20 protein-coding genes are annotated in these 20968 nt (G+C 70.4%); 9 read left to right on the top strand and 11 right to left on the bottom strand.

The genetic code is table 11. From position 1 onward, the window contains the following. Positions 1-10: 10 nt before the first annotated feature. From AB0F81_RS23490 to AB0F81_RS23465, 6 genes are all read right to left on the bottom strand, one after another. Positions 11-2101 (bottom strand): cellulase family glycosylhydrolase, encoded by a 2091-nt coding sequence (locus AB0F81_RS23490; protein ID WP_360200616.1) that lies wholly within the window; start codon positions 2099-2101, stop codon positions 11-13. Then, on the bottom strand, positions 2098-4491 hold the full coding sequence (locus AB0F81_RS23485) for a glycoside hydrolase family 2 protein (protein ID WP_360200615.1): 2394 nt from the start codon (positions 4489-4491) through the stop codon (positions 2098-2100). The genes AB0F81_RS23490 and AB0F81_RS23485 overlap by 4 nt, the downstream gene beginning before the upstream one ends. Beyond that, positions 4488-5300: a carbohydrate ABC transporter permease gene (locus AB0F81_RS23480; protein WP_360200614.1), complete on the bottom strand. Its 813-nt coding sequence runs from the start codon at positions 5298-5300 to the stop codon at positions 4488-4490. The genes AB0F81_RS23485 and AB0F81_RS23480 overlap by 4 nt, the downstream gene beginning before the upstream one ends. Beyond that, a complete protein-coding gene (locus tag AB0F81_RS23475; RefSeq protein ID WP_360200613.1) occupies positions 5297-6217 on the bottom strand; it encodes a sugar ABC transporter permease in 921 nt (306 codons plus the stop codon). The genes AB0F81_RS23480 and AB0F81_RS23475 overlap by 4 nt, the downstream gene beginning before the upstream one ends. After that, complete coding sequence (locus AB0F81_RS23470; RefSeq protein WP_360200612.1) at positions 6214-7524, bottom strand: extracellular solute-binding protein; 1311 nt, start codon at positions 7522-7524, stop codon at positions 6214-6216. Before AB0F81_RS23470 ends, AB0F81_RS23475 begins: the two co-directional genes overlap by 4 nt. A gap of 155 nt (positions 7525-7679) precedes the next feature. Continuing rightward, positions 7680-8513, bottom strand: a complete 834-nt coding sequence (locus tag AB0F81_RS23465) for a substrate-binding domain-containing protein (RefSeq protein WP_360200611.1) — start codon at positions 8511-8513, stop codon at positions 7680-7682. A gap of 55 nt (positions 8514-8568) precedes the next feature. Between AB0F81_RS23465 and AB0F81_RS23460 the strand changes: the two genes are divergently transcribed. Continuing rightward, positions 8569-9756, top strand: coding sequence for an ROK family transcriptional regulator (locus tag AB0F81_RS23460; protein ID WP_360200610.1), 1188 nt, complete (start codon positions 8569-8571; stop codon positions 9754-9756). Positions 9757-10394: 638 nt separating this feature from the next. Here the strand turns inward: AB0F81_RS23460 and AB0F81_RS23455 are convergent. Further along, entirely contained in the window at positions 10395-11441 is a 1047-nt protein-coding gene (locus AB0F81_RS23455) for a HEAT repeat domain-containing protein (protein WP_360200609.1), read from the bottom strand. Between the two features lie 6 nt (positions 11442-11447). Further along, the gene (locus tag AB0F81_RS23450) at positions 11448-12098 is read right to left on the bottom strand and encodes a HEAT repeat domain-containing protein (protein ID WP_360200608.1); all 651 of its coding nucleotides are present in this window, start codon (positions 12096-12098) and stop codon (positions 11448-11450) included. Between the two features lie 139 nt (positions 12099-12237). On the opposite strand from AB0F81_RS23450, the gene AB0F81_RS23445 reads away from it, so the two are divergent. The 8 genes from AB0F81_RS23445 to AB0F81_RS23410 all read left to right on the top strand — a co-directional run bounded on the left by AB0F81_RS23445 (position 12238) and on the right by AB0F81_RS23410 (position 17952). Further along, positions 12238-13248 (top strand): ABC transporter substrate-binding protein, encoded by a 1011-nt coding sequence (locus AB0F81_RS23445; RefSeq protein ID WP_360200607.1) that lies wholly within the window; start codon positions 12238-12240, stop codon positions 13246-13248. Beyond that, positions 13248-14270, top strand: a complete 1023-nt coding sequence (locus tag AB0F81_RS23440) for an iron ABC transporter permease (protein WP_360200606.1) — start codon at positions 13248-13250, stop codon at positions 14268-14270. The genes AB0F81_RS23445 and AB0F81_RS23440 overlap by 1 nt, the downstream gene beginning before the upstream one ends. 1 nt (position 14271) lies before the next feature. Further along, positions 14272-15303: an iron chelate uptake ABC transporter family permease subunit gene (locus AB0F81_RS23435; protein ID WP_360200605.1), complete on the top strand. Its 1032-nt coding sequence runs from the start codon at positions 14272-14274 to the stop codon at positions 15301-15303. Between the two features lie 84 nt (positions 15304-15387). Next, positions 15388-16167, top strand: a complete 780-nt coding sequence (locus AB0F81_RS23430) for an ABC transporter ATP-binding protein (protein WP_360200604.1) — start codon at positions 15388-15390, stop codon at positions 16165-16167. A gap of 32 nt (positions 16168-16199) precedes the next feature. Then, positions 16200-16559, top strand: coding sequence for a metalloregulator ArsR/SmtB family transcription factor (locus AB0F81_RS23425; RefSeq protein WP_360200603.1), 360 nt, complete (start codon positions 16200-16202; stop codon positions 16557-16559). Continuing rightward, positions 16556-17023 (top strand): SRPBCC domain-containing protein, encoded by a 468-nt coding sequence (locus tag AB0F81_RS23420; protein ID WP_360200602.1) that lies wholly within the window; start codon positions 16556-16558, stop codon positions 17021-17023. Before AB0F81_RS23425 ends, AB0F81_RS23420 begins: the two co-directional genes overlap by 4 nt. Then, positions 17016-17426, top strand: coding sequence for a DUF6069 family protein (locus tag AB0F81_RS23415; protein WP_360200601.1), 411 nt, complete (start codon positions 17016-17018; stop codon positions 17424-17426). Before AB0F81_RS23420 ends, AB0F81_RS23415 begins: the two co-directional genes overlap by 8 nt. Before the next feature lie 85 nt (positions 17427-17511). Then, positions 17512-17952 carry a DUF1801 domain-containing protein gene (locus tag AB0F81_RS23410; RefSeq protein ID WP_360200600.1) on the top strand — a complete coding sequence of 147 codons (441 nt, stop codon included), beginning with the start codon at positions 17512-17514 and terminating at the stop codon, positions 17950-17952. 4 nt (positions 17953-17956) lie between these two features. Here the strand turns inward: AB0F81_RS23410 and manD are convergent, their stop codons facing one another. From manD to AB0F81_RS23395, 3 genes are read right to left on the bottom strand one after another with little or no spacing between them, the layout of a single operon-like run. After that, positions 17957-19162: a D-mannonate dehydratase ManD gene (gene manD / locus AB0F81_RS23405; protein WP_360200599.1), complete on the bottom strand. Its 1206-nt coding sequence runs from the start codon at positions 19160-19162 to the stop codon at positions 17957-17959. Further along, positions 19159-19995, bottom strand: coding sequence for an ABC transporter permease subunit (locus tag AB0F81_RS23400; RefSeq protein ID WP_360200598.1), 837 nt, complete (start codon positions 19993-19995; stop codon positions 19159-19161). Before AB0F81_RS23400 ends, manD begins: the two co-directional genes overlap by 4 nt. Next, a complete protein-coding gene (locus AB0F81_RS23395; RefSeq protein WP_360200597.1) occupies positions 19992-20879 on the bottom strand; it encodes a sugar ABC transporter permease in 888 nt (295 codons plus the stop codon). The genes AB0F81_RS23400 and AB0F81_RS23395 overlap by 4 nt, the downstream gene beginning before the upstream one ends. Between the last annotated feature and the right edge of the window lie 89 nt (positions 20880-20968).

Raw genomic sequence — 20968 nt, 5'->3', positions numbered from 1 at the left:
TACCTCCTTGCTAGGGGTACGCGATGACGTCGTCCACGACGAGCCGGGCGGGTTCCGAGCCCCCGGTGTAGAAGGAGAGCTGGGTGACATCGCGCAGGTCGAGCGGGCCGGACGGAGCCCAGGGCGGCTGCCGGAACGCGTCGAAGGGGATGGTTACCGTGCCGGAGGCGTCGTCCGGGAGGGTGTACTCCCAGTAGGCGCCGCCGGCCACGAACTGGACGCTCACCGCGGTCCGGCCGGTCGGCCGCTGCAGGGTGAGCCGCAGGCCTTTCTGGCCCCAGAGATCCTTGGCCGGGAAGGTACGGGTCACTCCCGCGTATCCCGGCCCCCTGGGGTCGGCGTCCAGCTGCATCGCCTGCCCCTGGCCGGGTGCCAGGGTCAGGGTGACCGCGCCGCCGCCGGGGTTGCGGACGTACGCGGCGGTCAGTTCGGCGGACGTGGGGTAGTCCTCGAAGTCGTCGATGGTCACGGGCTCGGTCGGCAGCGCCCGGGTGGTGAACGTCCCCACCGCCGACGCCGTGGAGCCCTTGCCGTTGATCGCCGTGACCCGCCAGTGATAGGTGGTTCCCGGCTCCAGCCCGGCAGCCGGCGTGTAGCTGGTGGTCTCCAGGCCGCTCACGCTGATCACCGGATCGCTGAGGTCGGCGTTGCGGGAGACGGCCAGCGAGTAGAGACCGGCCCCGGTGGCAGGGTCCCAGGTGAAGGTCAGCGGCCCGTCCGGCGCGGGCGCCACCAGGGTCGGTGCGGCCGGCGGGCCGGTCACCGGCGCCGAGTCGACCGCCCCGTAGGTCGTCCGCGGCAGGGACGTGCGGCCGTCCGCGGTGACCACGCGGTACCAGGCGTCGCCGCGGGTGGCGGCGTCGGTCCACGGTGTCTGGTTGTCGGTGAGCAGCCCGGAGTGCGCGGCCGTCCACGGTCCGAGCGGGGTGCGTGCCTTCTGGACCCGGTAACCCGTCGCCCCGGCCGCGCCCCGCCAGGCCAGCACGTTGAGCGCGGCCCGCTTGGTGACGCTGGTGAGCAGCGGCGTGCTCGACGGGGTCCACGGCTTGCTGCCGAGCGCACGGGCGTAGTCGGTCTGTGCCTGCACCGAGGCGGTCATCCGGGAGTCGTCGCCCGGGTAGTGGAAGGTGAACCCGTCGTCGTGCTGGACGAACCCGTGGTCGTCGGCGTGCCCGAACAGCGACCACGACATCATCCCGCTGACCTGCCGGTTCGGCACCAGCGGGTCGAGCAGCTCCGGGCCGGCCGCGGTCGAGGCGTACTCGCCGGCCACGTAGACCTTGCCGGCGGCGGCGACCGTGGCCGCGTCCGCGGCGACCTTGGCGGCGGTCGGCGGGTAGTAGTGCACGTCGACGATGTCCACCGCGTCGGCCGCCAGGGTGTCCGGGTCGATGTCGAAGCGCCGGCCCGCGGCGATCAGCTGCCGCGGCGCCCACTCGCGGAACTGCGACGCGTTCGCGGTGATCCACTCGGGTGTCATGCCCTCGAGCTCGTTGCCGAGCTCCCACGCCAGGATGGTCGGGTCGTCGGCGTAACGCTTGCCGGTCAGCGGGTTCTTCCGGTGCATGACCCGCTTGGCGTAACGCTGGTAGTCGGCGATCACCCGCGGGTCGGTGTAGAAGGCCGAGTCCGGCAGCCCGTGCGGCTTGGTGAAGTCGCCGTGCCCGCCGTGGTAGTAGGCCCAGTTGTCGGTCAGCGGCAGGATCAGCCGGAGGCCGAGCTTGCCGGCGTAGGCGATCGCGTAGTCGACGGTCCGGAAGGCCTCCTCGTTGAGCGGCCCGGTGGTGGCCGGCAGGATCGTCTTCGGATGCCCGGAGGACGCCAGCATGTGCGAGCGGACCACGGTCAGCCCCATCGTCTTCGCGGTGTCGAGGGCGTCGCGGATCCGGAAGAACGTGGGGTAGTCGATGCCGCCGACGTTCTCGTCCAGGCCGAGCCAGTAGATGTTGGTCCCGGCGAACCGGAACGGTTTGCCACCCACCTCCAGGGTGCTGCCGTCCCGGGTGACGAACGGGTTCCTCGGTGTGGCCTCGGCCGGCAGCGCGCCGCCGGTGGTCAGCAGCAGCACCGCCAGGGTGCCGCCGATCAGTCTCCGGATCATCGATTTGCTCCGTCCGCGAGGACCGACGCCAGGTCGGTCAGCACCCAGGGGTCCTTGACCGAGCCGGGATCCAGCTCGATCGGCGCCCGTACCCGGAACACCGTGGACTCGCCGGGCAGCAGGGTGACGAAACCCTGGTCGACGGAGGCCTCCGGGTGCATCCGGTCGGGCTGCAGCAGCACGTCGCGGGCCAGGCCGGCGGCGTGCACGGTCACGTCCAGGCCACCGGGCACGACCTCGGTCGTGACGGTCAGGCCCGGGTCTTGCTCGGTGGTGTCGGCGGCGAACCAGAGTGCCCGCTGGTCGTCGAGGTGGGCCACCACCAGGTCGGCGTCCGGCACCGGGATCAGCGCGACCGACCGCGGCGCCACCGCGACCCGCTCGACGATCGAGTAGCGAACCGTGCCGGCGGCGTCGCACCGCTCGATACGCAGCGCCCCGGTCCACGGCTCGGCGTGGTCGTTGAGGACCGCCACGACCAGGCCGCCGTCGCGCGGCTGGATGGTCAGAGCGCGGTCCGCGTACATCTCGCGCAGGGCGAAGTAGAGCGGCTTGTAGCGCCCGGCGCCGTCGATCGCCGCCCACGAGGTGACCGGCCACAGGTCGTTGAGCTGCCACACGATCGTGCCGGCGGTGTGCGGCCAGTGCGAGCGCCACCAGTCGATGCCGGTGCGCACCGCGCGTACCTGGTTGAGCTGGGTCAGGTAGTGCCACGCCTCGGTGGAGGCCGGTGCGGGGAAGTGCGGCGCGAGGCCGCGGGCCAGCTTGCCGTTGCCGTCCTCGGCCTTCTGGTGGTGCAGCACGCCGGGGGAGTCCGGCAGCATCGGGTCGTCCGAGACGGCGTCGCGCAGGGTGCGCCAGGCCGGCGGCGCCTGCCAGCCGAACTCGGCGACGAACCGCGGCGCCGAGTCGCGATAGTGCAGGTAGTCCTGCCGGTTCCAGACCTCCCACGAGTGGAACGTCTGGTGGTCCGGGTCGTTCGGCTCGTGCTCCCACGACCCCGACCACGGGCTGCCGGCCTGGTAGGGCCGGGACGGGTCGAGTTCCGCCACGATCTCCGGCAGCGTTTCCAGGTAGTACTTCTCGCCCCAGCTCAGGTCGCCGCCGGGATCGTCGGCCCAGCCGTGCGGGCCGCGCAGCCACAGGTTCTCGTTGTTGCCGTTCCAGGTGATCAGGCTGGGGTGCGGGGAGAGCCGGGTGACGTTGTCCCGGGCCTCGGCGACCACCTCGGAGAAGAGTGGCTCCTCCTCCGGATAGCAGGCGCAGGCGAACAGGAAGTCCTGCCAGACCAGCAGCCCCAGCTCGTCGCAGACCTCGTAGAAGGCCCGGTCCTCGTAGAGGCCGCCGCCCCAGACCCTGATCAGGTTCACCCCGGCGTCGGCGGCCTCGCGCAGCCGCCGCTCGTAGCGCTCGCGGGTCATCCGGGCCGGGAAGATGTCGTCCGGGATCCAGTTGACGCCCTTGACCAGGACCGGCTCGCCGTTGATGGCGAAGACGAAGCGGGTGCCGGCGTCGTCGGGGGAGCGGTCGAGGTGCACGCTGCGGAAACCGGTGCGCCGCTCCCAGCGATCGATCTCGGTCCCGCTCTCGCTGTCGAGCAGGACGACGGTCAGCGTGTACAGGGTGGGTTCGCCATAGCCGCGCGGATGCCACGGGGCCACGCCGGGGACGTCCAGCTCCGCCCGTACCGAATCGGTCTCCAGATCGAGCGACGCGATCTCGCGGCCGTCCAGGAGGATCTGCGCGCGCAGCGCGCGATCCCGGATGCGCTCGATCTCGCAGGTCAGGTCCAGCTTGCCGGCATTGCCGTGGTACGTGCAGAGCGGGCGCACCGTGGCTATCCGGGCGGTGCTCCACCCCTCCAGGCGAACCGGTCGCCAGATGCCGGCCGTGACCAGCGTCGGACCCCAGTCCCAGCCGAAGCTGCACGCCATCTTCCGGATGAACTGGAACGGCTCGGGATAGGCGTTCGGCCGCGGCCCGACCAGGGCCCGCACCCGCTCGGCTTCGGTGTACGCCGAGGTGAAGTGCACGCTCAGCGGCTGTGCGCCGGTGATCAGAGAGGTCACGTCGAACCGGTAGGTGCGGTGCATGTTGCGGGTCTCGCCGACCAGCTCGCCACCCACTTCCACCCGGGCGACCGTGTCCAGACCTTCGAAGACCAGGTCGATCCGGTCGTGCTCCGGCCCTTCCCAGCTGATCTCCCGCTGGTAGGTCCAGTCCTGACGCCCCACCCAGGCCACCGCGTGCTCGTTGTCGTCGGAGAACGGATCCGGGATCCGGCCGTTCGCCAGCAGGTCGACGTGCACCGAACCGGGCACCGTCGCCGGGAGCTCGACACCGTCGCCGCGCAGCTCCCAGGAGCCGGACAGATCGTGGATGAACGTCATTTGGTCGCTCCCGCGGTGATGCCGTTGTAGATGAAGCGCTGCAGGAAGAGGAAGATCACGACCGTGGGGAGGATGACGATCATGGTGCAGGCGGCGATCGTCTCCCACTGCGCGCCGTAGGGCCCCTTGAACCGGAACAGCGCCGTCGAGATCACGCTCAGGTCGGGCGAGCGCAGGTAGAGGAAGGGGATGTAGAACTCGTTGTAGATCGCGATGCCCTTGATGATCCCGACGGTCGCGATGGCCGGTTTCATCAGCGGCAGGATGATCCGCCGGTAGACGGTGAACCGGGACGCGCCGTCGATCATCGCGGCCTGGTCCAGGCTGGGCGGGATCGACTGCATGAACTGGATGAAGATGTAGATCGAGATGATGTCCGTGCCGAGGAACAGCACGATGGCCGAGCCGGGCGTGTTGACCAGGCCCATCGACTTGACGATCTGGTAGGTCGCGACCTGGGTGGTGACCCCGGGCACCAGCGCGGCGACCAGGAACAGGCCCAGCACCAGGCGCTTGAACGGGAACTGGAAGCGGCTGATCGCGTACGCGGCCAGCGTGCCGACCAGGATCGTGCCGGTCAGTGAGATGGCCAGGATGACCGTGGTGTTCCAGAAGCCGAGCAGCATCTTGCCCTCGGTCCAGGCGGTCACGAAGTTGTCGAAGTGGAACCAGTTCTCCGGCGGGGTGAGCGGGCCGGTCGTGCTGTACTCCGCCCGGGTCTTGAACGCCGCGAAGAACACCACGGTCAGCGGCAGCAAAACCACGATCGAGGCCGCGATCAGGGACGCGTACTTGGCTGCGGCTTTCACGAGAGGGTGACCTCCTCGTCGGGGACGAGCCGGCGCTGGATCCAGGTCACCAGCAGCACGATGAGCAGCAGGACGACGGCCATCGCGGAGGCCAGCCCGATCTGGCGGAACTGGAACGCGGTCTCGTACGCCTGCACCACGAACGTGCGGGTGCCGTTCGCGCCGCCGGTCATGATGAACGGGATCTCGAAGACCGACAGGCTTCCGGAGATCGCCAGGATGAACGACAGGCTGATGATCCGCTGGATGCCCGGGATGATGATGTGCCGGACCTGGTCCCAGCGGCTCGCCCCGTCGATCTCCGCAGCCTCGTAGATGTCGCTCGGGATCGACTGGATCGCGCCGAGGAACAGCACGAAGCTCAGCCCGGTGAACCGCCACACCGAGGTGCCGGCCAGCGAGATGTTGGCGATGTCCGGGTCACCCAGCCAGAACCGGGTCTGGTCACCGAGCCCGACCCAGCGCAGCACCGTGTCCAGAGTGCCGTCCGGCTGGAACAGGTAGAGGAAGACGAACCCGACCGCCACCCCGTTGAGCAGGTACGGGAAGAACAGGATCCCCTTGAACAGGTTCCGGAACCGGGTGTTGAACGACAGGATCACCGCGAAATAGAGGGCGATCGCGATCTGCGCGAACGACGCCGCGAAGTAGTACCCGCTGATCAGGAAGACCCGCCAGTACCGCTCGTCGGTGAAGACCCGCACGTAGTTGTCCAGCCCGGCCGGGTCCATCGTGACGTCCAGGCCGTCCCAGGTGTGGAAGCTGTAGAACAGCATGTTGCCGACCGGGACGTAGGTGAAGGTGATCAGCAGGCCGAGCGCCGGCGCCAGGTAGAGCCAGGGCAGCCAGCGCTTCCGCTTGGCCGGGGTGACCGGCGGCGTGGTGACCGCCGCCGGTCGCTGCATGGTGGTCGTCACTGCATGACCTGCGACTGGGCGGCGCTCCACCGCTTGTTCAGCTCGGCGAAGTACGACTCCTTGTCACCCTTGGCGGCGCCGCGCGCGATGTCGACCAGCTTCTGCCGGTAGATGTTGCCGGCCAGGTCGATCTCGGACGCCTTGATGATCTCGTCCTCCTTGCCGCTGTTCGTGGTCGCGGCCGGCAGCTCCATCAGCTCCACGCCGGTGGCCTGGAAGTCCTTGAGCCCGGCGGGCAGCTCCTGGCCGACGGCCGGCGGGATGGCCTGCTGGTCGGCGGCGAACCCGGACTCGGTGACGAACCACTCCAGCCAGGCCTTCGCGGTGGCCTTGTTCTTGCTGTTCTTGCTGACCGCGGCCTTGTAGTCGCCCTCGATCCGGGCGTGGAACTTGCCGCCCGTCTGGTAGGGGAACGGCCAGAACGCGATGTCGGCCGGGTCGGCGCCGGCGGCCTTCGCGGCGTCCTGCATCTGCGGGACCGCCCACGAGCCGAGCAGCATGGTGGCGACCTTGCCGGTGCCGATCATCGGCTTCGACCCCTCCCAGTTGGTGGTGAGCGGGTCCGGCTCGGTGAGCTTGTTGCGCACCATGTCGAAGAGCAGGCCGTCGGTGATGTGCTGCAGCTTGCCGGGCTGCCACGGGTTCGGGTCGGTCGGGAAGGTCTCGTTGACCGCCGGGTCACCGAGGATCGCCCGCTGGCTGTTGAAGAAGCTCAGCGGCCAGCCGTCCTTGTAGTTGGTGTAGAACGGGATCGCCTCGGTCTTGGTGTCGACCGCCTTGAGCCCGGCGAGGAACTCCTCCGGCGTCTTCGGCGGGGCGGTGATGCCGGCCTGCGCCCAGACCCGCTTGTTCACCACGAAGCCGTTGGCGACGCCGCCGAGCGAGATCCCGTAGACCTTGCCGTCGTACGCCTTCTCGTCGGCGAACCGGTACTGGGACTTCAGCTCGTCGATGGTGCCGAGCGGCTCGAAGAACTGGCCGAGCTGGTCGACCGCCACCGTGTTGGGGATCAGCAGGACGTCGCCGTACTCACCGGAGCTGAGCTGGGTGGTGACGTCGCCCTCGTAGTTGGTGACCGGCTCGAAGGTCACCTTGGTGCCGGGGTACTTCGCCTCGAACTTCTTCGCGTACTCCGGCAGGGCGGTGGTGGCCAGGTCGGTCCGGTTGGTGAGCACCGTGATGTTGCCCTTGACGTCGCCGGAGAAGTCGCCGGCTGGGGCCTCCTCGGTGGCGCCGCCGGTGCAGCCGGTCGCCAGCGCCAGCACGGCTGCGGCGCCGAACCCGAGGAACGTCCTTCTATCTGCCATGTCGGTCATCCGTTCGTTCGCGATTGATCCGAGCGGATGGGTGCGCCGCCCGTTGAGGGCACAGCATGCTGGCCTCGTTGCGACGACGTCAAGGTTAAATTAATAATTTATGTAGTCTGAAGTTGTGCGGGACCGACGGTGGGGGAGTGGTGTGATCAGGTGCTGGAGCGCGTCACGATGTGGGCCGGCGGCGCCTGGTAGACGGTCGCGGGCGCCGCGGCCAGGGCGGCGAGCATCGCCTGCGCGGCCAGCTCACCGATGCGCTCCACGTCGTGGCTCATCGCCGACAGGGCCGGCACCGCGAGCTGGCACTGGGGCGAGTCGTCCCAGGCCACCAGTGCCACATCGGCCGGAACCCGGAGCCCGCACTCGGCCGCCGCGGCCAGCCCGCCCAGCGCCATCACGTCGTTGTCGAAGACGATCGCGGTGGGCCGGTCGGGGCGGATCTTCAGCAGCTCCAGCGCCGCGGAGCGGCCGCCCTCGTAGGAGTAGTCGCCCTCGGACGCCAGCGCGGTCATCCCGCGGTCGGCGGCCTCCGCCTCCAGGCCGCCGCGGCGCAGCTGGGTGTGCGCGAACGCCACCGGGCCGGTCACGTGGCCGATCACCCGGTGCCCCAGCCCGGCCAGGAAACCGGCCGCCTCCCGGGCGAAGCCCGCGTCGTCGGTCCACACCGTCGGCAAACCGTGCGCCGTCGACGGATCGCCGATCACCACGGCCGGCAGCCCGAGGCGGGCGACGAGGCCGACCCGCTCGTCGTCCGGGCCGAGGTCGACCAGGATCACCCCGTCGACCCGGCCCTGCTCGGCCCACCGCTCGTACGTCGCGGTCTCCGCCTCCCGGTCGGTGACCACCTGCACCAGCACCGAGACCCCCGAGGGTGTGAGCACGCGCTCCAGGCCCTCGAGGAACTCGTGGTAATACGGCTCCTCGCCGAGCACCTGCGAGGCCCGCGCCAGCACCAGCCCGACCCGCCGGGGCGCCTGAGTCACCTGTTCCTCCAGGTAGGGTGTCGCTGTCGGTACGAGACCCGGAGACACTACCTCGATGGCACGTCGCGAAACGCCCGCCGCCGGGCCCGGCAGCCGGGCACTCATCGTCGACGTCATCCGCTCGGCCGCGGCGATCAGCCGGGTCGAGCTCGCCGACCTGACCGGCCTCACCCAGCCGTCGATCTCCAACATCGTCCGTGACCTGATCGCCGACGGCATCATCCACGAGATCGGCTCCGCCGACTCGATCCGCGGCAAGCCGCGCAAGCTCATCGCGATCAAACCGGCCAACCGGTTCGGCATCGGTTTCCACCTGGGGCCGGACACGGTCACCTGCGTGGCGGTCGACCTGACCGGCGGCGTGGTCGGCCGGGAGGTGGTGCCCCGCCAGCCGGCCGACCGGCTCGCCGGGCAGGTGGTGCCCCGCCAGCCGGCCGACCGGCTCGCCGGGCAGTTCGACGACTTCACCGCCGGGCTGGACCTGCCGCGCAGCCGGATCGAGGGCCTGGCGATCGTCGCGCCCACCCCGCGCCCGGGCGGTGCGGAGACACTCGACCTGCACGCCCTGCGTACCGAACTGGCCGACCGGATCGGCCTGCCGGTGCTGGTGGAGAACGATGCGGCGGCCGCCGCGCTCGGCGAGTTCTGGAGCCGGCGGGTCTCCCGCGAGCAGGCCTTCGGCTGCATCTACCTGGCCACCGGCATCGGCGCCGGCTTCGTCTTCGGCGGCGCCCTCTTCCGCGGCGCCAGCTTCGACGCCGGCGAGCTCGGGCACATGTCGATCGCGTACGACGGCCGGCCCTGCCCGTGCGGCAACCGAGGCTGCGTGGAGCGGTACGCCTCGATGGATGCCGTGGTCGCCGACGCCGGGATCTCGCTGGACGGCTCGGCGACCACGTCGAGCGCCTACGACGCGCTGGCCCGCGCCGCGGTCAACGGCGACCAGGCCGCCTTCGAGGTCTTGGACCGGGCCGCCGGCCACCTGGCCGTCGCGGTCACCTCCATGGTCAACCTGCTCGACCTGGGCCGCCTCGTGCTCACCGGCCCCGGCGTCGCGCTCGCCGGCTCCATCTACGCCCGGCGGTTGCGCGCCCACCTGGAGCGCACCGCCCACTCCCGCCAGCGCCACCCGGTGCTGGTCGAACTATCCGCCCAGCCCCGCGACGCAGCCAGCATCGGCGCGGCCGCCCTGGTGGTCCAGGCCTCAGTCGCCCCCGGCCACACCCCCGGCCTGAACCGCTGAAATCCGCCGCCGACCTTCCCAGCGGCGTCCATCCGGGGCGCGGCCCCTGTCAGCCGGCCGACCCGGCTGTCGCCCAGGGCTCGTTCCGGCGCTGCTGCCCGGCGCTGCTTGTCAGCCGGCCGACCCGGCTGTCGCTCAGGGCTCGTTCCGGCGCTGCTGCCCGGCGTTGCTTGTCAGCCGGCTGGTCCGGCTGTCGCTCAGGGCTCGTTGGGGCGCTGCTGCCCGGCGTTGCTTGTCAGCCGGCTGGTCCGGCTGTCGCTCAGGGCTCGTTGGGGCGCTGCTGTCCGGCGCTGCTTGTCAGCCGGCTGGTCCGGCTGTCGCTCAGGGCTCGTTGGGGCGCTGCTGCCCGGCGCTGCTTGTCAGCCGGCCGATCCGGCTGTCGCCCAGGGCTCGTTCCGGCGCTGCTGCCCGGCGCTGCTTGTCAGCCGGCTGGTCCGGCTGTCGCCCAGGGCTCGTTTGGCGGGCTGAAGAGGACACTGGCCGTCAGCCGGAGATGGGCCAAGACTTCGGGAGGGCGGGCAGACCACGGCGGCGGAAGCTGCCTGGCGGGGGCGGTCCCGCTGCGTGCGGGATTGAGCGCGGGCTGCCAAGACCAGGTAGGCCGGGTGTGAGGCCACGTTCCGGCCAGACCGGCCGGCCTACCTTTCCGGTGGGCCGGCCGGTGGTCGATCCGGGACGGATTCGTCGGGCGTTCGGAGCCGGAGGATGCTTGTCGCGGTGAGGGCCACGGCGCGTTCGGGGTCCTGGGAGAGGGTGGCCAGAGCCTGCGACGTGGTGGGGCCGGGGATTTCGGCGAGAGCCTCGGTGAGCCGCAGGCGTCCCGGGGAGTCGGCGGGGCCGTGGGTGAGGCGGTCGACGAGACCGGCGGCGATCTGCTCGGTCAGCGCGGGGTCGCCGGCCAGCAGGCTCAGGCAGTCGGCGGCGTCGACGTCGTTCACGCCGTCGGCGATCATGTCGATCAGCGCGGGGATCGCCTCCTGCCCGCCGCGGGCGCCGAGGGCGAGCGCGGCGTGCCTGCGGACCACGACGTCGGTGTGCGGGAGACAGTCCCGCAGCACCGCGGTGGCCGCGTCGCCGGGGATCTCGGCGATCGACTGGACGGCACGTTCGCGCACCTCGGCCGCGGGTGCGCCGAGGCCCTGTGCCAGGCGGGCCAGCCCGGCGTCGCCCGCGCGGGCCAGCGCCCAGCGCAGGGCTCCGGCGACGTTCGGATCGGATTCGTTCAGCGCGGCCTCGGCCAAGGCTTCCGCCGGAACCGGGGATTCGGCGACCGTGGACAGGGCCGCCCGTTGCCGCCTGCCGGCGTTCTCCGAGCCGAGGGCGTGCAGCAGGGCGACGGTCTGCAGGACGTCCTCCCAGTCGCCGGGCTCCGCGGCGCCGATCCGGTGGAGCCGGGTGAGCAGTTCCGTCTCGGCGGCGATGCGGTCCCGGGTCCGCCCGATCAGGTCGTCGACCAGCTCGGCCGGTGTAAAGGCGGGATCGTCCAGGGCGCGGCCCACCTCGCGCAGCGACAGACCCAGCGACCGCAGGCTCTCGATGTGGAAGATCCGGCGGATGTCGTCGCTGTCGTACGCGCGGTAGCCGGCGTCGGTGCGGCCCGAGGGCCGCACCAGACCGAGCGACTCGTAGTGCCGGAGCATGCGGGCGCTGACCCCGGACCGCCGGGCCACCTCACCGATCAACACAACCGGTCAATCCTCTCGTACGAAGTTCGGGCCGAGTGCAACGATGCGCTTCGCCTGCTCGACCGCGTACTCGAATCCGGCATCCGGGTCGCGGAACAACTGTTGCGTGGCGATCGCATGCTCGCGCACGTCCGGCTCGGGCTCCGCCGTGGCGGCGTGCAGGGCCGGGAGGATCACCTCGCCGAGCGCGACCAGCGCACGGCTGAGACTCAGCCGGGTCTCCCGGTCGCCGCGCCCGAGCTGGGTCATCAGCGCCGCGGCCAGTTCGGCCTTCTCGCTGTCGGGGACGAGGACGACCGCTGCCCGCCACGCACTGCGTGCCACCTCGGCGTGGGCGTCGGTCAGCAGCGACCGGGTGATCGCCGGCCACGCCTGCCGGTCCCCGATCTTGGACAGGGTGTGCAGTGCCTGGCTGCGGGCCTGCGGAATCTCCGAGCGCAACTCCTCGACCAGCCGGGGAACCGTGGCCGGCGCGGGGAAACGGGTGAGCGCCCAGGTGAGCATGTCCCGGACGAAGAAGTCGGGTTCGACCGCGCACCGTTCGACGAGCGCGCCGATGATCTGTGGGTCCCCGGCCGTGCCGGCCGCCAGGGCCGCCTGCAGCCGCACCGACGGGTCGCTGCTCTCCAGGCCGTGCGCCACGCGTGTCGTGGTCATGGGCAACCACCTCCTCGGCGACCAGTGAAGAGCTTGTCACCGTGACAAGGTCAAGCGTCTTCGACGTCTATTTCCAAACGGCGCCACTATGGTTAGCCTGACCTAACTAAGGCTCCCCTATCTGAACGGACTCACGAGGATGCGTGCTTGGCGTACGGTCATGGCCCTCTCGGCGTTGAGCGTCGTGCTCGCCGCCTGTGGTTCCAGTGATTCCTCCGAGGACAATGCCGCCGCCGCACCGGCCGGGCCGTGGTCGTTCACCGACGGGTCGGGCGAGGTGGTCAAGGCGGAGAAGACGCCGACCCGGATCATCGCGCACGCGGGTGAGGCGGCCGCGCTGATGTCGTTCGGCATCAAGCCCGTCGGTATCTACGCCGACGAGTCGGTCAAGACCGACCCGAACCTGAAGAACCTGGACCTCACCGGCATCGAGATCCTCGGTGAGGAGTGGGGCAAGATCGACGTCGAGAAGGCGGCGGCGCTGCGCCCGGACCTCATCGTCGCCGACTGGTGGCCCGCGGAGAAGGCGCACAGCGGCCTCGAAGAGGGTGTCGACGAGAAGAGCAAGAAGCTCGCCGAGCTCGCCCCGGTGGTCGGCGCCACCCAGGGCAAGTCGATCCTGCAGTTGGCCGAGGGTTACGAGGACCTGGCCGAGAGCCTGGGCGCCAAGGTGGACGACCCGAAGATCGCCGCGAACAAGAAGCGGTTCGAGGACTCGGTCGCCAAGTTCAAGGCAGCCGTCGCCGGGAAACCCGGCCTGACCGTCGGCGCGATGTCCCCGGCCGACGACAAGGTGTACTTCGCCAACCCGGTCTACGCCCCCGAGCTGCTCGACTTCCAGAGCTTCGGCCTCAAGGTGATCAACCCGGACAGCCCGGACAAGGGCTTTCCGTACTGGGAGAACCTCAGCTGGGAGAACGCCGACAAGTACCAGCCGGACCTGATCCTCTGGGACGGCCGCAGCTACACCGAGACGGCCAACGCCGAGTGGGGCAAGAAGCAGCCGACCTGGTTCAAGATCAAGGCGGCCGAGAAGGGCGCCGTGGTGGCGTGGCCGGCGTTCTGGCTGCACACCTACGGTGACTTCGCGACCGAGCTGGACAAGCTGACCACGGCGGTGCAGGCCGCGGACGAGAACATCGGTTCCTAGTGAGCGTTCTGGCCCCACGACGAGCCGTGGCCCTCGGGCCGGGGCTCGTCGTTCTCGGTGCGGTGCTGGCCGTGGTCGCCTTCCTCAGCATCACCCAGGGCTCGCGGTCGATCGGCCTGTCCGAGGTGCTGCGAGCCCTCGGCAGCATGGACAACGACGGTTCCATCGGCAGCACCGTCACGCTGGAGATGCGCGTTCCGCGTACGCTGCTCGGCATCGTGGTGGGAGCGGCGCTCGGCGTAGCCGGCGCCATCCTGCAGGGAGTGACCCGCAACCCGCTCGCCGACGCCGGGATCATGGGCATCAACTCCGGCGCCGCCGTCTTCGTGGTCACCGCCATCACCGTGCTCGGGCTGCGCGGCGTCGAGGTGTACATCTGGTTCGCGTTCGCCGGGGCGATCGCGGCGCTGGTGCTGGTCTACGCGATCGCGTCGCTGGGCCGCGAGGGCGCCACCCCGGTCAAGCTCGCCCTGGCCGGCGCGGCCGTCACCGCCGGGTTCGGCTCGCTGACCACCGGCATCGTGATGACCAACGTGGACGCCCTCAACGAGCTGCGGTTCTGGCAGGTGGGTTCGCTCGCCGGGCGGTACGCGCCGATCCTGATGGGGGTGGCGCCGTTCCTGATCGCCGGGCTGGTCGCCTCGCTCGCCTTCGGGCGCAGCCTGAACGGCCTGGCGCTCGGCGAGGACGTGGCCCGCGGTCTCGGCCAGCGGGTCGGGCTCACCCGGGCGGGCGCGTTCGGTGTGGTCGCGCTGCTTGCCGGGGGCGCCACCGCGGCGTGCGGGCCGATCGTGTTCGTCGGGCTCGTGGTGCCGCACGTCGCGCGGTTCCTGTGCGGGCCGGACTACCGGTGGATCCTGCCGTACTCGATGCTGCTGTCGCCGATCGTGCTGCTGCTGGCCGACGTGGTCGGCCGGGTGGTGGCCGCGCCGGACGAACTGCAGGTCGGTGTGGTGCTGGGGCTGATCGGCGCACCGGTCTTCGTCGGCATCGTCCGTTACGGCCGGCTGTCGGAGGCGTGAGATGACGACCGCGGTTCTTCTCCGGACGACTCGGCGGCGCCGGACCACCCGCGCGGCCGGCGTGACCCTCGCATTGACCGGTGTGGTGGTTGCCCTGTTCGTGCTCACCATGATGGTGGGCAGTTTCCGGCTCACCGCCGGTGAGGTGATCGCGTCGGTGCTGCACCTGCGCGACGAGCCGAGCGTCGACTTCGTGGTCCGCGGCCTGCGGCTGCCGACCGCGACCACCGCGCTCGCGGTCGGCCTTGCCCTCGGCGCCTCCGGAACAATCTTCCAGCAGCTGCTGCGCAACCCTCTCGCCTCGCCGGACTTCGTCGGGATCACCGCCGGCGCGAGCCTGGCCGCGGTCTTCGGGATCGTGCTGCTCCAGGTCGGCGGGCTCCTGGTCAGCGGCATGGCCCTCGGCGGGGCCCTGGTCGCCGCCCTGCTGATGTACGTGCTGGCCTGGCGCGACGGGGTGAGCGGCTACCGCTTCATCCTGATCGGCATCGGCATCACCGTGTTCTTCGAGGGCGTCACCGGCTATGTGCTGACCCGCGCCCAGCTCTACGAGGCGCGCCAGGCGATGCACTGGCTGACCGGCTCGGTCGGCCAGGCCAGCGGCGACGAGCTGCGGCTGCTGCTGATCGGGCTGGCCGTCCTCCTGCCGCTGGCGATGCTGCTGCAACGGCAGCTGCGGGTGCTCGAACTCGGCGACGACGCCGCACGGGCGCTGGGCACGCGTACCGAACTGAGCCGGGCCGGACTGCTGGCCGTCGCGGTGATCCTGGTGGCCCTGGCCGTCGCCGTGGCCGGCCCGATCATCTTCGTCGCGCTGGTCGCCGGCCCGATCGCCAACCGGCTGCTCGGTCCGGCCGGCGGCGGCGTGCTGCCGGCCGCGCTGACCGGCGCCGCGCTGCTGCTCACCGCCGACCTCGTCGCGGTCCACCTGTTGCCGACCCCGCTGCCCACCGGTGTGGTGACCGGCGCGGTCGGCGCGCCATACCTGCTGTGGCTGCTGGCCACCACGAACCGACAGGGAGCGGGCGGATGACCCGGCTGCTGGCCACCACGAACCGACAGGGAGCGGGCGGATGACCCGGCTGCTGGCCTCCATCAACCGGCAAGGAGCGGGCGGATGACCCGACTGCGCGCCGAGGGGCTCACCCTCGGGTACGACGAGAAGCCCGTCGTGGCGAACCTCGACGTGACGGTGCTCGACGGCCGGGTGACCGCGATCGTCGGCGCCAACGCCTGCGGCAAGTCCACCCTGCTGCGCGGCCTGGCCCGGCTGCTGGCGCCCCGGGAGGGCGCGGTGTTCCTGGACGGCGCCTCGATCGCCGAGATGAGCACGCTCGACGTCGCCAAGGTGCTCGGCCTGCTGCCGCAGAGCCCGGTGGCACCGGACGGCATCACCGTCGCCGACCTGGTGTCGCGGGGCCGCTACCCGCACCAGGGCTGGTTCCGCCGGTGGACCGACCGCGACCACGACGCGGTGTCCCGCGCGCTCGACGCGACCGGCACCGCGGACCTGGTGGATCGTCCGATCCGCCAGTTCTCCGGCGGGCAGCGGCAGCGGGTCTGGGTGGCGATGGCGCTGGCGCAGGAGACCGACCTGCTGCTGCTCGACGAGCCGACCACCTTCCTGGACATCGCCCACCAGGTCGATCTGCTGCGCCTGCTGCGCAAACTGAACGCCGAGTCCGGCAAGACGGTCGTGGTGGTGCTGCACGACCTCAATCTCGCCTGCCGGTATTCCGACCACATCATCGCGATGGCCGACGGCGCCATCGTCGCGGAGGGCCCGCCGACCGAGGTGGTCACCGCCGAACTCGTCGAGAAGGTGTTCGGCTTGACCTGCGTGGTGCTCCCGGACCCGGTGGCCGGCACTCCGATGGTGGTCCCCGCGCAAGATTGAACCTTTCGGTTCAGTGTCCTATGGTGAACCGCATGGTTCAGCAAGCTGCCCTCGACCGGGTGTTCGCCGCACTGGCGGACCCCACCCGCCGCAGCATCCTCATCCGCCTCGGGCAGAGCCCGGCAACGATCGGCGAGCTCGCCGAGCCCACCGGGATGACGTTGACCGGCATGAAGAAGCACGTCCACGTGCTGGAGGAGGCCGGCCTCGTCGTCACCGAGAAGGTGGGCCGGTCGCGGCAGTGCCGCCTCGGTGCCGCCCCGCTGGACGAGGCGATGGCGTGGATCAGCTTCTACCAGCGGCTCTGGGCCCGTCGCCTGGACGGCCTCGACGCCTACTTCACGATGCGCCCTGAACCCCAGCGACCCGACCCGAAGGGACCACAGTCATGACCCTGGAGATGCGGATGACGCGGCAGCTGCCCGCGACGCCGGAGGAGGTCTTCGACGCCTACACCGACGCCGAGAAGCAGAAGGTCTGGTTCTCCATCCTCGACGAGGAGCCCGGCATCGTCGAGATCGAGGTCGACCTGCGGGTCGGCGGGCAGCAGACGGCGGTCTGGGGACCCGACCGCGACACGCTGTTCCGGGAGACGCAGACGTTCGTCGAGATCGACCGGCCGCACCGGCTCGTCACCGAGTCCACCGGATCCTCGCCGGACGGCATGACCATGACGACCCGCATCGAGATCTCCTTCGAGGACGCCGACGGCGGCACCCTGATGACCGTCGTGCAGAGCGGGTTCCCGGTGCCCGAGGTCCGCGACTTCTTCGTCAACGAGGTCTGGGCCGGCGCGTTCGCCCGGATCGAGGCCTATCTGACCCGGCAGCGGAAGTCCGAGGCGGCCGATGTCTAGGCTGCCCCGGGCGGCGCTGATCGGTGTGGCTGTCGGCGTCGCCGTGGTTGCCAACCTGATCGTCTATCTCATCGGGCGGGCGGCCGGGGGCACCTTCGTCTTCACCGCGAACAACGGCCCCGCCGAGGTCGACGCCGCCACGGTCGCCGGGTTCAGCCTGGTGCCCTTGCTCGTCGGGCTCGCTGTGGTGGCACTGCTGGCGCCCCGGGCACCGTGGGTGGTCCGGGCCGCCGTCGTCATCGGCCCGGTGCTCGCGATCGGCACCATCGTGGTCATGACGCTGCCCGCCGACTTCGACAGCGTCAGCACGACCACGCTGGCGCTGTGCCACCTGACCCTGGTGCCGATCACCATCGCGGCGGCCCTGGCCCTCGGCCGCCGAAGCCGCGTCGCCGGCGGGTAAGACAGATCGATCAGGAATGGAGAAGGGACCGGGCGGCGGCCGGGCTTACCGTGGGGGCACGCTGATCGAGAGGGACGGTGCGAACATGAGCTCCACAGACGGTTTCTCCGACGCCGAGCGCGCCGCGGTCAAGAACCGGGCGGCGGAGTTGCGGACGGAGGGCCGTCGCGCGAAGAGCGCGGACAAGGCGGCGGCCGACGAGAAGGACGTGCTCGCGAAGATCGCCGAGATGGCGCAGCCGGACCGTGCGGTGGCCGAGCGGCTGCACGCCATCATCACGCAGACGGCGCCGGAGCTGGCGCCGAAGCTCTGGTACGGCCAGCCCGCCTACGCCCGCGGCGGGAAGGTGGTGTGCTTCTTCCGCAGCGGCCAGGTGGACAAGGAGCGCTATTCGACGTTCGGGTTCTCGGCGAACGCGAAGCTCGACGAGGATCACGGCATGTGGGCGACCTCCTTCGCCCTGACCGAGCTGAGCGCGAAGGCCGAGGAGACGATCAAGGAGCTGGTCCGGAAAGCCGTGAGCTGACCGGTCACCAGCTGTGCACGGTGCCGTCCTGCAGGCGGTTCACCGGCAGCGCGGCCGGGCGGTACGGGTACCGCCCGGCCAGCTCCTCGTCGATGTCCACGCCCAGGCCCGGCTCCTCGCCCGGGTGCAGGTAACCGTCCTCGAAGTGGTAGCTGTGCGGGAACACCTCGTCGGTCTCCGGGGTGTGCCGCATGTACTCCTGCAGGCCGAAGTTGGGGATCGCCAGATCCACGTGCAGCGCCGCCGCCATGCAGACGGGGGAGAGGTCGGTGGCGCCGTGCGAGCCGCTGCGCACGTGGTAGAGCGCGGCCAGGTCGAAGATGCGCCGCAGGTGGGTGATGCCGCCGGCGTGCACCACGCTCGTACGGATGTAGTCGATCAACTGCCCGGTGATCAGCTCCTGGCAGTCCCAGATCGAGTTGAACACCTCGCCGACCGCGATCGGGGTGGTGGTGTGCTGCCGGATCAGCCGGAACCCCTCCTGCAGCTCGGCCGGCACCGGATCCTCCATCCAGGTCAGGTGATAGGGCTCCAGGGAGCGCCCGAGCCGGGCCGCCTCGATCGGGGTGAGCCGGTGGTGCACGTCGTGCAGCAGCCGCAGCGTCGGCCCGAACTCGGCCCGCACCGCGGCGAACACCCGGGGAACGTGGTCGAGGTAGTGGGCGGTCGACCAGACGTTCTCGGCCGGCAGGGCGGCGCTCGCCGGCTCGTAGAACGCCTGGCCGGAAACGCCGTAGGTGCTCTCCAGCCCCGGAATGCCGGTCTGCACCCGGACCGCCTGATAGCCGAGGTCGACGCACGACGATATTTCGCTCAGAACGGACTCGATCGAAACCGCCTGCGCGTGGGCGTAGACAGTCACGCCGGCCCGGGACCGACCGCCGAGCAGCTGGTAAACCGGCAGGCCCGCGATTTTGCCCTTGATGTCCCACAACGCGGTGTCCACCGCCGCGATCGCCGACATGGTCACCGGACCGCGCCGCCAGTAGGCCCCTTGGTACAGGTACTGCCAGGTGTCCTCGATCCGCGCCGGGTCCCGCCCGATCAGCACCGGCACCACGTGCTCGGTCAGGTAGGCGGCGACGGCCAGCTCCCGCCCGTTCAGGGTGGCGTCGCCAACCCCGGTCACGCCCTCATCGGTGACGATCTTCAGGGTGACGAAGTTGCGGCCCGGGCACGTCACGATCACCCGGGCCTCGGTGATCCTCATTCGGAGGGATCCTCCTTGACTCGCGCGACCAGCTGCGTCGGGTTGACGAACCGCAACGCGACCACCAGCAGGACCAGCATCATCACGCAGTAGATGACGGCCATCGCGTCGACCGACTGCTGCGCGCGGATCCCGGCCGCCGACATCGAGTAGAACAGCGCCACCACCAGCGTCTGCGAGTCCGGCCCGGCGGTCAGGAAGGTCAGCTCGAACATGCCGACCGTGCGAACCACGACCAGGATCGACGACGCCAGGATGCCGGGAATCAGCAGCGGCGCCAGGATGCGCAGAAAAACATGACGGGTACGCGCCCCGCACATCCGCGCCGCCCGTTCGATCGCCGGGTCGATCTGCTCGATGAACGGCGTCATGGTGAGGATGACGAACGGGATCGACGGCACCAGGTTCGCCAGCACGACGCCGGAAAGGTGCCCGGCTAAACCGTACTTGTAGAGGACCGTGGCGAGCGGGATGCCGTAGGTGATCGGCGGCATCAGGATCGGCAGCAGGAACAGCAGGTAGACGATCCGGCTGCCGGGGAAGGCGCGGCGGGCCAGGACATAGGCGGCCGGCACGCCCACCGCCACTGAGATCCCGGTGACGAGCAGGCACACGACCAGCGTCACGGTGAGCACCGGCAGCAGGGTGAACTCGTCCCAGGCCTGGCTGTACCACTGCGTGGTGTAGGCCTCGGGCAGCCACGAGTCGAACCAGCGCAGCCCGAACGAGTTGACCACCACCGAGCCGATCACGCCGGCCAGCCCGATGAAGAAGATGACCACGGCACCCCAGACGAGCCAGGCGGCCGGGCTGGCAACTATGGAGCGCTTCATCCCTTGCCTCCCGCCGTCGAGCCGGTGTAGAGCAGACCGCGCAGCCCGAGGACGATCGCGATCACGATCAGCTCGACGACGCCCATGATGATCGCCGCGGCGGACGCGCCCGCGTAGTCGTAGCGGACATAGGCCGCCTCGTAGGCGGCGATCGAGATGACCCGGGTGCTGCCGGACGGGTCGCCGACCAGGATCGCCGACGGGAACACGCTGAAGGCCAGCACGAATGTGAGGCAGAAGGTGGTGGCCAGCCCCGGCGCCAGCAGCGGCAGGGTGATCCGGAAGAACCGCTGGCGCCATCCGGCGCCGAGCGTCGCCGCGGCGCGCTCCAGGCTCGGGTCGATGCCGGAGAGGTACGACAGGACGAGCAGGAACGCGAACGGGAACCCGGTGATGACCAGCGAGAAGAACACTCCCCAGTAGTTGTTGGTCAGCCGGACCGGCTCGTCGGCCAGCCCGGTGGTGGTCAGGAACCGGTTGAACCAGCCGGCCGGCCCGAGGAAGTTGAGCAGCCCCTCGGCGGTGAGCACCGTGCCGAGCGTGATCGGCACGACCAGCACGGTGGTCAGCAGCCGCTTGCCGCGGAACCGGCCGCGCATCCGGTAGGCGATCGGCACCGAGGCGAGCACGTTGAGCAGCGCCGCCGGCAGGGCGATGACCAGCGTGGTCATGATGGTGTCGCGCTGGTAGGCGTCGCTGAAGAAGCTCTGGTAGGCGGAGAGCATCCCGCCCTCGCGCGGCTGGAGGGAGACCGCGAAACCGTAGGCGAACGGGTAGATGAACAGCGCCACCACGAAGATCGTGGCCGGCACCAGCAGCAGCATCCGGGTGTCCACGCCGCGTTCGGCGAGCCGGTGCCGCAGCGCGACGGTCGGGGTGGTCACTAGGGCACCATCCTTTCGACGAGATCTTGGTTGTAAGGTCTCGCCGGAACTCGGCGAGGATCGGGAGATGGCCTGTGGTGGTCGCCCTT

The organism is Actinoplanes sp. NPDC024001, assembly GCF_040638955.1.
In the GTDB taxonomy this organism is placed as follows: domain Bacteria; phylum Actinomycetota; class Actinomycetes; order Mycobacteriales; family Micromonosporaceae; genus Actinoplanes.
Note: the sequence above shows the minus strand (reverse complement) of the source record. Positions and strands in the feature narration are given on the sequence as shown.